General features: G+C 74.7%; 9 protein-coding genes and 1 pseudogene. 2 read left to right on the top strand and 8 right to left on the bottom strand.

All coding sequences use genetic code 11. The annotated features are described in order from the left end of the window. The 6 genes and pseudogenes from AB0O67_RS34390 to AB0O67_RS34365 form a co-directional block, all read right to left on the bottom strand. Positions 1–772 (bottom strand): glycerophosphodiester phosphodiesterase family protein (locus AB0O67_RS34390; RefSeq protein ID WP_365459019.1); only part of this gene is annotated, 772 nt, incomplete at its 3' end. A gap of 76 nt (positions 773–848) precedes the next feature. Then, positions 849–1274, bottom strand: coding sequence for an OsmC family protein (locus tag AB0O67_RS34385; RefSeq protein WP_365459016.1), 426 nt, complete (start codon positions 1272–1274; stop codon positions 849–851). A 74-nt stretch (positions 1275–1348) separates the two neighbouring features. Further along, positions 1349–1714: pseudogene (locus tag AB0O67_RS34380) on the bottom strand (hypothetical protein); the annotation flags it as partial. A gap of 32 nt (positions 1715–1746) precedes the next feature. Then, complete coding sequence (locus AB0O67_RS34375; protein ID WP_365459013.1) at positions 1747–3201, bottom strand: amino acid permease; 1455 nt, start codon at positions 3199–3201, stop codon at positions 1747–1749. A gap of 83 nt (positions 3202–3284) precedes the next feature. Continuing rightward, entirely contained in the window at positions 3285–5366 is a 2082-nt protein-coding gene (locus tag AB0O67_RS34370) for a phage holin family protein (RefSeq protein WP_365459021.1), read from the bottom strand. 189 nt (positions 5367–5555) lie between these two features. Beyond that, entirely contained in the window at positions 5556–5957 is a 402-nt protein-coding gene (locus tag AB0O67_RS34365) for a hypothetical protein (RefSeq protein WP_365459010.1), read from the bottom strand. An 82-nt stretch (positions 5958–6039) separates the two neighbouring features. Here AB0O67_RS34365 and AB0O67_RS34360 point away from each other — a divergent pair, with 82 nt between their 5' ends. Continuing rightward, on the top strand, positions 6040–6813 hold the full coding sequence (locus AB0O67_RS34360; RefSeq protein ID WP_365459007.1) for an MBL fold metallo-hydrolase: 774 nt from the start codon (positions 6040–6042) through the stop codon (positions 6811–6813). Next, on the top strand, positions 6810–7436 hold the full coding sequence (locus AB0O67_RS34355; RefSeq protein WP_365459004.1) for a VTT domain-containing protein: 627 nt from the start codon (positions 6810–6812) through the stop codon (positions 7434–7436). Before AB0O67_RS34360 ends, AB0O67_RS34355 begins: the two co-directional genes overlap by 4 nt. 72 nt (positions 7437–7508) lie before the next feature. Here the strand turns inward: AB0O67_RS34355 and AB0O67_RS34350 are convergent, their stop codons facing one another. Both AB0O67_RS34350 and AB0O67_RS34345 read right to left on the bottom strand, forming a co-directional pair. Beyond that, complete coding sequence (locus AB0O67_RS34350) at positions 7509–8594, bottom strand: MBL fold metallo-hydrolase (RefSeq protein ID WP_365459001.1); 1086 nt, start codon at positions 8592–8594, stop codon at positions 7509–7511. Next, on the bottom strand, positions 8591–9622 hold a 1032-nt coding region (locus AB0O67_RS34345), incomplete at its 5' end, for an aminotransferase class I/II-fold pyridoxal phosphate-dependent enzyme (protein ID WP_365458998.1). The genes AB0O67_RS34350 and AB0O67_RS34345, both read right to left, overlap by 4 nt.

The raw sequence follows: 9622 nt of genomic DNA, 5'->3' as shown, positions 1-9622 counted from the left end.
CGGGAGGCCCGGCGGCGCGCGCCCCTTCCCGAGGCGCCACGGTGCCCGGGGCGCCGTCGCGCAGGGCCACGGCGTGCCGCGGGCGGTCGGTGATCAGTACGTTTACGCGCGGGTCGCCGAGGAAGGCGCGCATCGCGGGGCCGTCGTTGACCGTCCACACCATGGTGTGCAGGCCGTGCCGGGCGGCCTCGCGCAGCACGTTCGCGCGCGCCAGCCGCTGGTGCACGGCGACGCCGTGGGCCCCGCAGGCCCGCACCCGCCGCATCGGGAACAGCTCGCTCGCCCGGATCGCCGCCAGCCGCGCCGGCGCGATCCCCGCGCCGCCCCGGCCCAGCGACAGGGCCGTCCGCACCCCGGGGAAGGCCTCGGTGATCGCGGCGACGGAACGATCCTCCAGGGTGGTGGCGACGAACCCGTCCTGGCCGAGCAGGGCGACCGCGCGATCGATCAGCGCGCGCTCGTAACCGGTCTCCTTGAGGTCCAGGTGCGCGACGAGCTTCCCGGCGATCAGCTGCATGACGTCGTCCACGACGGGGACGGGACGTCCGGCGCGTGCGCTGAGCTCGGCGTGAGTGAGCGCGGTCAGTGGCGGCCCGTGGTGCCCCACCCGGGCGTCGTGGTGGACCACGAACACATCGTCGGCGGTGCGCCGGATGTCGAACTCGGCGTACTCCGCGCCCGACAGCAGGGCGTCCTCGTACGCCTCCCAGGTGGCCGGGCCGAAGCGCTCGGTGCCACCCCGGTGGGCGGAGACGGCGGGACGTGGGGGCATGGCGGTCTCCTCCGAACGGTCGTCCCAACGGTCAGGCCGCCCCCGGAGGGACGGCCTGCGTCGGGTGCCGCCTGCCTCAGGCGAGCTTCGCCGACAGGGTGATCGGGACGGCCTTCAGGGCCTGGCTCACCGGGCAGTTGGCCTTCGCGTCCTCGGCGGCGGCGACGAACGCGTCGTCGTCCAGACCGGGGACGGTGCCCTCGACGGTCAGGACGATGCCGGTGATGCCCTCACCCGGCTGGAACGTCACGTCGGCCGAGGTGACGAGCTTGGTGGGCGGGGTGCCGGCGCCGGCCAGGCCGTGCGACAGGGCCATGGAGAAGCAGCTGGAGTGGGCGGCGGCGATCAGCTCCTCGGGGCTGGTCTTGCCGTTCGCCTGCTCGGCGCGCGACGGCCACGACACCGGCTGCTGGCCGATGCCGGAGGAGTCGAAGGTGACGACGCCGTTGCCCTCGAGCAGGTTGCCTTCCCAGACGGTGTGTGCGGAGCGCGTGGTTGCCACGGTTGTTCCTTTCGCATGCTCTCGATGCGACCCCGTTGCCGGGGTTCTCGGCCCCTATCCGATCACATTCCGGCTCACCGCACGCGGAACACCGGACCACGTGCGGTGAACGGCAGCCGGGCGCCTTGGGGAATCAGATACGCGTGCTCGCGCCGCACCCGCGGCACGTCGCACCAGCCGTCGGTGATCACCAGTACCGGCGCCCCCGGCGGGAAGTCCTCCGCCCGGTGCAGCAGATCGATCCCAGGCTGCAGGACCGTACCGCCGCGCCCGTGCACCCGTACCCGTCCGGCGATCTCGGCGACCGGCAGGTGGCCCGCGTCGTGGGCCACCGCGTCGCAGAAGACGACCCGCGCGGCGGGTACGTCACGGGCCTCGGCGTACGAGGCGATGGCGCCCAGCGCCTTGCCGAGCAGTGCGCGCGCAGTTCGGGTAAGCGAGCGGTGTGCGCAGGGGGCGCAGCCGAATCTCGTTACGTCGAACGTGATGCGTCCGCGGGTGCGTCGTGGCTGGTCGCGCAGTTCCCCGCGCCCCTGAGGCGTGCCGCCATCACGGCATACACCAGCACGCCCGCGAACAGGAACAGCACTCCCTGGTAGACCGCCGCGTATCCCGCGCCCGCGACCAGCCACATCGAGAAGCCGGCCGCGACCGCGGCGACCACGGTGTCCCGCGCCAGCCGCCGGCGGTCGACCAGGTCACGCCGGCCGGAGGCGAGGTGGAAGAGCTGGGCGGCCGTGGCCAGCAGATACGGCACGGTCGCGGTGAACGTGGTGACCAGCACCAGCACCTCGAAGACCTTCGCCGTGCCGGCCGTGTAGTTGTAGACGGTGAGCAGCGAGGCGAGGACGACGGTGACCCCGACGCCGAAGGTCGGCACCCCGCGCCGCTTGCGCGCGAACGCGGCCGGGAACAGCCCGTCCTTGGCGGCGGCGTACGGGGTCTGGGCGCTCAGCAGCGTCCAGCCGTTGAGGCAGCCGGTCATGGAGACCAGCGCGGCGAGGGCGACGGCCCAGCCGCCCCAGCCGCCGCCGAACATGGCGTTCACGGCGTCCGAGAAGGGCGCGGTGGAGTCCACCAGGTCGTCGTGCGCCACCGTGCCGAAGACCGCGAGCGTGCCCAGCAGGTAGACCAGCGCGGCGCCCGCGGTGCCGATGACGGTGGCCCGTCCGACGTTGCGGCGCGGGTTACCGACCTCCCCGGCGCTGACGGCCGCGGACTCCACGCCGAGGTAGGAGAAGAGCAGGATCGCGGCGGAGGCCGAGACCGCGCCGATCGCGCTGCCGTCGCCGGTGTGGAACGGGCCGAGGTTGTCCGGGTCGAAGAAGAACAGCCCGCCGACCGCGACGAGCAGCAGCGGCGCGAACTTCAGCACGGTGGAGACCAGCTGGACGGCGCCCACGTAGCGAGTGCCCGCGAAGTTGGCGAGGGCCGGCAGCCACTGGACGGCCAGCGCGGCGAGGCAGGCGGTCCAGCGGTGGTCGTTCACCGGGATCAGGACGTCGAGGTAGCCGACGGCGGCGACGGCGAGCGCCGCGTTGGACACCCAGGTGGTGATCCAGTACGCCCAGGCGGCGAGGAATCCGGCGAAGTCGCCGAAGGCGGCGCGGGCGTAGACGTAGGGCCCGCCGGTGCGCGGGTCGCGTTCGGCGAGCCGCCCGAAGACCAGGGCGAGAGCGACGGCACCGAGGGTGAGCACGCCGAAGGCGACCAGGCTGACCGTGCCGAACGGGGCGACGGAGGCGGGGAGCAGGAAGATGCCGCCGCCGATGATGTTGCCCATGACCAGCGCGGTGGCGACGGGCAGCCCGAAGCGGCGGGCGTGCCTGCCGGAGTCGCCGGCGGGGGTCTGCCGGGCCTCGGCGGGGGCCGCCGGGGTCTCCCGCGGGACCGGAGCCGGCGGGGGGACGATCCCGGTGACGTGCATGGGGTGGTGCGCCTCTCATCGAACTGATGCCCGGGATCGCCGGACGTCGCTCATGGTCGGGCATGGCCCGTCGGCGTTCCAAATCACACGATATTGTCCTGCGCGGCCTGCTCCGGCGCCGGAAAAGCTGTGGCCTCGCGAACCGTGGGACGGGAATCGTCCAGCGGCACCTGGGGTCCGTTGCACTCCCGCAGCCAGCGGCGCAGCACCTGGTGGACCTGTTCCGCGCCGACCAGTGCCGCACCGTCGGCCATCGGCGTGGACAGCTCGAGCGGTGACAGCAGGAAGGGGCGGCCCTGGCAGCCGCCGAGCCCGCCGTGCGAGCCGATCTGCTCCTCGAAGGCGAGGACCTCGCCGTCGGCCGGGTCGTGGAAGGAGTTGACCATGATGTCGGCGGTGTGCGGGAAGGAGTGCGTGCGGCGCACGGCGTCCGCGGCGCCGGGCCCGAACCCGGCGAGCGGCCCGGGGTGGTCGTCGTCGAGCTCGTCCACCGGTGCCTCGGCGCCGTTCGCGCCGAGCACGACGCCGCCGTGCTCCTCGCTGCGCACGAGCAGGAAGCCGATGCCGGGGTGGTTGGCGAGGGTCGGCAGCAGCGCCGGGTGGCGGATGTCGATCTCCTCCCTGCTCATCCGGTGCCGCGCGTCCGGGAAGGAGACCAGGCCGAGGTTGCCGGAGGCCAGCACGATCGGCTCCGAGCGGCGCGACGGGCGGCGCTGCTCGTGCTCCTCCTCCACGGGTCTGTGCAGGGCGGCCCGGACGGCGGCGCGCGCCTCCGTGCCGCTGCGGGTGCGGCGCGCACGGCGCGGCACGGGCAGGCCGCAGCCGGCCCGGACCAGGTCCGCGAGGGTGAGTCCGTAGCGGGCGCGGAAGGTCTCGCCCGGGCTCTGCCCGTGGTCGGACAGGACGACGATCCGGTACGGGCGGGGGGCGTGCTCGGCGACCTTCTCGATCAGCGCGAGCGCCCGGTCGAGGCGTTCGAGCACCTTCTCGGCGTCCCGGCTCATGGGACCGGAGTGGTGCGCCACTTCGTCGTAGGCGACCAGGTCGGCGTAGACGGCGGTGCGCCCGGCGAGCAGGTCGCCCATGACCGCGGCGACGACGACGTCCCGTTCGACGACGGTCGCGAAGGCGCGGACGAACGGGTAGAGGCCGCCGCGGGAGACGCGCGGGCGGACCTTGCGCATCCGGGCCCGGGTGGACTGGGCCGTCTCGCGGCCGGCCTCGGCGACGAAGGACAGCGCGGTGCGCACCGCGTTGGCCGGGTCGGAGAAGTAGGCGAAGTAGCCCGCCCGGGAACGGGTCTCGCGGCTGCGCCGCCGGGTGGCGATGGACAGCACGAGGGCCTGCTCGTCGGCGCCGCCGCTGAAGAGGTTGCCGCGGCTGGCGCCGTCGACGGTGAGCAGTCCGCCGTCGCCGGTGCGCTCGACGGCGCGGCGCTGGAGTTCGGCGGCGCTGGTCGGCCGGTTGCTGACCATCACCTCCTGGGTGTCCTTCTCGTACCAGCGGAACGCCGGGACGTCGAAGGTGCTTCCGTGCAGGATGCCCAGCTGGCTGGCGCCGGTCTGGCTGGACCAGTCAGTGCGCCACGGGGTGAGGCGGTGGGTGGCGCTGCCGGGGCCGTCGGCCGATCCGTAGCCGAGCCAGCGGGCGACGGTCGGCATCAGCCCCTTGCCGACGGCGTCCGTCAGCACGTCGTGCCCGACGCCGTCGAGCTGGACGAAGACGGTGCCCGGGGTGGTCGGTCCGGGCGGCACGGGGCGGCGGCCGCGGTGAGCGAGGCGGTGCAGGCGGCGCCGGTAGGCGTCGTCGTCGCGGACGGCGAGGGCGGCGCCGGTGGCGGAGGCGACGGCGGACATCACGGCGGCGACGACCACCGCGGTCTCCGGGTCGACCGCGCCGCGCTCGGCGGGGTTCAGACGCAGCGCCACGAGCAGCAGCGCGCCGTTGAGGAAGAACACCAGCAGCCCGAGCACGAGCGCGGGCACCAGCAGCAGGAGCCGTACGAGCAGGGGCCAGACCAGGGCGGACAGCAGACCGAAGGCGCCGGCCCCGAACGCGGCGGTCACGGCGATGGTGGTGGCGCTGTCGCCGTCGGCGCGCTGCAACTGGAAGTCGGGCAGGATCCCGGCGAGCACGAGCATGGTGACCGTGCTGACGGCCCACACCGCGACGCTCCGCCCCACCTGGCTGGCGACCCGCCGCCATCGCCCTCCGAGCACTCCCCGTACACCTCACGTCCCGGCCCACCACGGACGCGGACCTGCGTCCAGATTGTCATAACGCGTGCCGGAACCGTGGCGTTCCCCCGGTACGAGGGCGGTAGGACGGCAGTACGACAGCGGTACGACGGCCCGTCAGCCCCCGTCGTAGCCCGCCGTCGGCATCGACAGCCGCCGGTGCACCCGGGCCTTCATCTGGGCGTCGTAGGACGGCTCGGCCCGCCCCACCGTCTCGACCCGCACCCCGCGCCGCGCGCACTCCGCGGTGAACTCCTCGACGTTCGCCAGTGCGCACTCCAGCACCCGGCGGCTCGGCGCCACGAAGAGGTCGCATCCCGGCCGTACGCCGTCCCACAGCGCGCAGTGGTCGGGGCGCAGCCCGCGGACCAGCAACTGCCTCGCGACGACGTACCCCCGCTCCGCGGCCCACCGCGCGCACATCGCGTGCTGGCTGCGGGAGTCGACCAGAAAGGGGTCCGCGTCGAGTTGCTCCAACGGCGTCAGACTGGCGATCGCCGTGACGCGCATTGCTCCCATGGCGCCCCCTCACCTCCGGGTTTCGCCGCCGACCCTACTCCTGCCCGTAGGCTTCGGGGAGTCGCGCGAAGGAGGCAAAGAGGTGCCGGTGGAGATCACCTGGTGGGGGCACGCCACCTGCACGGTCGCGGACTCGGACACTCGGGTGCTCACCGATCCCCTGTTCGCCCGCAGGCTCGCGCATCTGCGCCGCCGCCGGGGCGCGATGCCCCCGCCCGGCGCCTGGAGCGCCGATGTCGCCCTGGTCTCCCACCTGCACGCCGACCATCTGCATGTGCCGTCCCTGGCACGGCTCGCGCCGGGCACGCGCCTGCTCGTACCCCGGGGCGCACCCCGGGCGGTGCCGGCGCTGCGCCGGCTCGCCCATCTGCGCCTGACGGAGATGGCCCCCGGCGACACCACCCGGGTGGCCGATCTGACCGTACGGGCCGTGCCCGCCCGGCACGACGGACGGCGGCTGCCGGTCGGCCCGCGCCGCGCCCCCGCCCTCGGCTATGTCGTCGAGGGCGAGGCGCGCACCTACTTCGCCGGGGACACCGGGCTGTTCGACACGATGGCGGCGGACGTGGGCCCGATCGACGTGGCGCTGCTGCCGGTCGGCGGCTGGGGCCCGTATCTCGGCCACGGGCACCTGGACCCCGGGCTGGCCGCCGAGGCGCTGGTCCGGCTGGCGCCGCGCAGCGCGGTGCCGGTGCACTTCGGCACGTACTGGCCGATAGGCATGGACGCGGTGCGTCCGCACGAGTTCCACGCGCCCGGCGAGGAGTTCGTGCGCCTCGCGGCGCGGCGGGCGCCGAAGGTGGCGGTGCATCTGCTGGGGCACGGGGAGAGCGTGCGGCCGGAGGTCGCCCGATGAGCTGGCTCGCGGCCGTCCCGGCGCCGATACCCGCCGAGTCCACCCAGCAGGCGATCGGTTATCCCACGCTGTTCCTGCTGGTGCTGGCCGGGGCGCTGATACCGGTCGTGCCGACGGGGGCGCTGGTGAGTTCGGCGGCGGTGGTCGCCTTCCACCAGACGGCGCCGTTCTCGCTGGCGCTGTTGTTCGTGACGGCGTCGCTGGCCGCGTTCCTCGGCGACGCCACGCTGTACTGGCTGGGGCGGCGCGGCCTCAAGTCGAGGAACGGCTCGCGCTGGCTGGAGGCGATCCGGGCGCGGGCGCCGGAGGAGCGGCTCGCGCAGGCGCAGGACAAGCTCGCCTCGCACGGCGTCGCGGTGCTGGTGCTGTCCCGGCTGGTGCCGGCGGGCCGGCTGCCGGTGATGCTGGCGTGTCTGCTGGCGAAGTGGCCGATGCGGCGGTTCGCCCGGGGGAATCTGCCCGCCTGCCTGGCGTGGGCGGTGACGTATCAGCTGATCGGGATCCTGGGTGGGTCGCTGTTTCCCGAGCCCTGGGAGGGCGTGGTCGCGGCGGTGGGGCTGACGCTGGTCATCAGTCTGGTGCCGGGGGTGTGGCGGCGGGTGCGGGGGTGGTCCACCGGGTGAGTGGCGATCCGCGTGCCGTGGGGGCTGGTCGCGCGGTTCCCCGCGCCCCTCACCGACGCGGTCCTCGCGCCGTCACGAGGTGCGGTACAGCACCCTCGACGCTCCCACCGGCAGGTCCCACAGGTCCTCGCGGTCTCGGCCCGCCCTCTGCCAGGCCGTGCGGGTGCGTGTGAGGGGTTCCAGGACCGGCTCCGCCGACAGCACGAACGTCCCCCAGTGCATCGGCGCCATCCGTCGCGCGCCCAGGTCCTCCACGGCGCGTACCGCCTCCTCCGGATCGCAGTGCACGTCGCTGAGCCACCAGCGCGGGTCGTACGCGCCGACCGGCATCAGCGCGAGGTCGATGCCGGGGTAGCGGCGGCCGATGCGCGAGAACCAGTGGCCGTAGCCCGTGTCGCCCGCGAAGTAGACCCGACCGCCCTCGGGGGCGGTGAGCACCCAGCCGCCCCACAGGGTGCGGCAGGTGTCGGTCAGGGTGCGCTTGGACCAGTGGTGGGCGGGGACGAAGTCGAAGCGCACGCCGTCCAGTTCGGCCGCCTCCCACCAGTCCAGCTCGGTGACGCGGGTGAAGCGGCGGCGCTGGAACCAGGGGCCGAGCCCGGCGGGGACGAACACCGGCGTGTCCCGCGGGAGCCTGCGCAGCGTGGGGGCGTCCAGGTGGTCGTAGTGGTTGTGGCTGATGACCACCGCGTCGACGCGGGGCAGTTCACTCCAGGGGACCCCGACCGGGGTGATCCGCGCCGGCGTGCCGAGGATGCGGCGGGACCAGACCGGGTCGGTGAGTACGGTGAGCCCGCCGACGCGCAGCACCCAACTGGCGTGTCCCGCCCAGGTGACGGCGACGGTGCGGGCGTCGACCCGGGGCAGCGGGCCGGGTGCGAAAGGCAGCCGGGGGATGTCGGCGAGGCCCTCGCGGCCGGGCCGCACGGCGCCTTCGCGGGCGAACCGGGCGACGGCCTTGAGGCCGGGCAGCGGGGCCGTCAGCCGGTCGTGGAAGGTGCGGGGCCACACGCGCCGTTCGGCCAGCGGGCGGGGTTCGGCGAGCGGCGGGAAGGGGGGCGCGAGCGGTGGCACGGCCGGTGCCGCCGGCGTCCTGGGCGCCGGATCGTCGGCCTCCTGGGTGGGCGTGCTCGTGGTCGACTCGGACTGCTGCGTCATCGAGGAGACTCCCGTCGCTGAGCGTCGTCACGGAGATCGTCGAGTACCGACTTGAGGTTGATCAACGCGCGTTCCACGTGCGGCAGTTCCAGCGGCGCCGGGGAGGCGAGGCATTCCGCGCGCTCGGCGTCCGTGCCGCCCAGCAGCGGGCCGGTGGACAGCCGTACGCGAAGTGCGCCCAGGTCGTCGCCGAAGCGGTGACCGCCCGGTGCGGGCATGCCCAGGCGGGCGGCGAGGAAGTCCTCCAGTTCCTGGGCGTCCCCCACGTCGTGCGCGGCGAGCCCGGACCGCAGGGGGCCGAGGTCGACGTACAGATGCCGGCCGGCCTGCGGCGGCGGGGAGAGGGCGCCCGCGGCGACCACGGTGCGGTGCGCGGCCGCGGCCAGGCGCGCGTGCAGGCGTACGACGGCGTCCACGTGGCCGCCGAGCGGCTCGGGTTCGCCCAGCGCGTAGCCGGCCGCGGCGGCGACCGGCCCGGCGATACGCGCGTCGAGTGCGGTCAGCACGTCCAGCACGCGCGCGTGCAGCCCGTCCCCGGCCTCGCCCTCGGGGAACCGGGCCACGGCGGCGGGCCAGCCGGACGGCAGCAGGGAACCGGCCAGGTCGGTGACGACGGTGACCCGGCCGGGCAGCATCTCCGCCGGGCTGAGGAGCACCGTGGCGTGCGGGGCGTGCAGGGTGTCCCGCCAGGTCTCGTCGCTGACCAGGTGCAGCCCTTCGCCGGTGGCGGCCTCGACGGTCTCGTGCAGCAGCTCGGGAGGCGCCACCGTGGCCGTCGGGTCGTCGGCGACGGACAGCACCAGCAGCCGCGGGTCCCCGCCCTCCTCGCGCACCCGGCGCACGGTCTCCAGCAGGGCGTACGGATCCGGTACGCCGCCGCACTCGGCGGGCGTCGCGACATGGAACACCGGCCGGCCCAGCAGGCGGGCGTACGGCGCCCACCACGCGGCGCAGGGCCGCGGCACCAGCACGTCGCCACCGAGGGCCGCGGTCAGCGCCAGCAGCAGCGCGGGCGCGCCAGGGGCGGC

Origin of the sequence: Streptomyces sp. NPDC086077 (genome assembly GCF_040686175.1) — a bacterium.
In the GTDB taxonomy this organism is placed as follows: domain Bacteria; phylum Actinomycetota; class Actinomycetes; order Streptomycetales; family Streptomycetaceae; genus Streptomyces.
The sequence above is the reverse complement of the archived record's forward strand: the minus strand, read 5'-3'. Positions and strand labels throughout refer to the sequence as shown.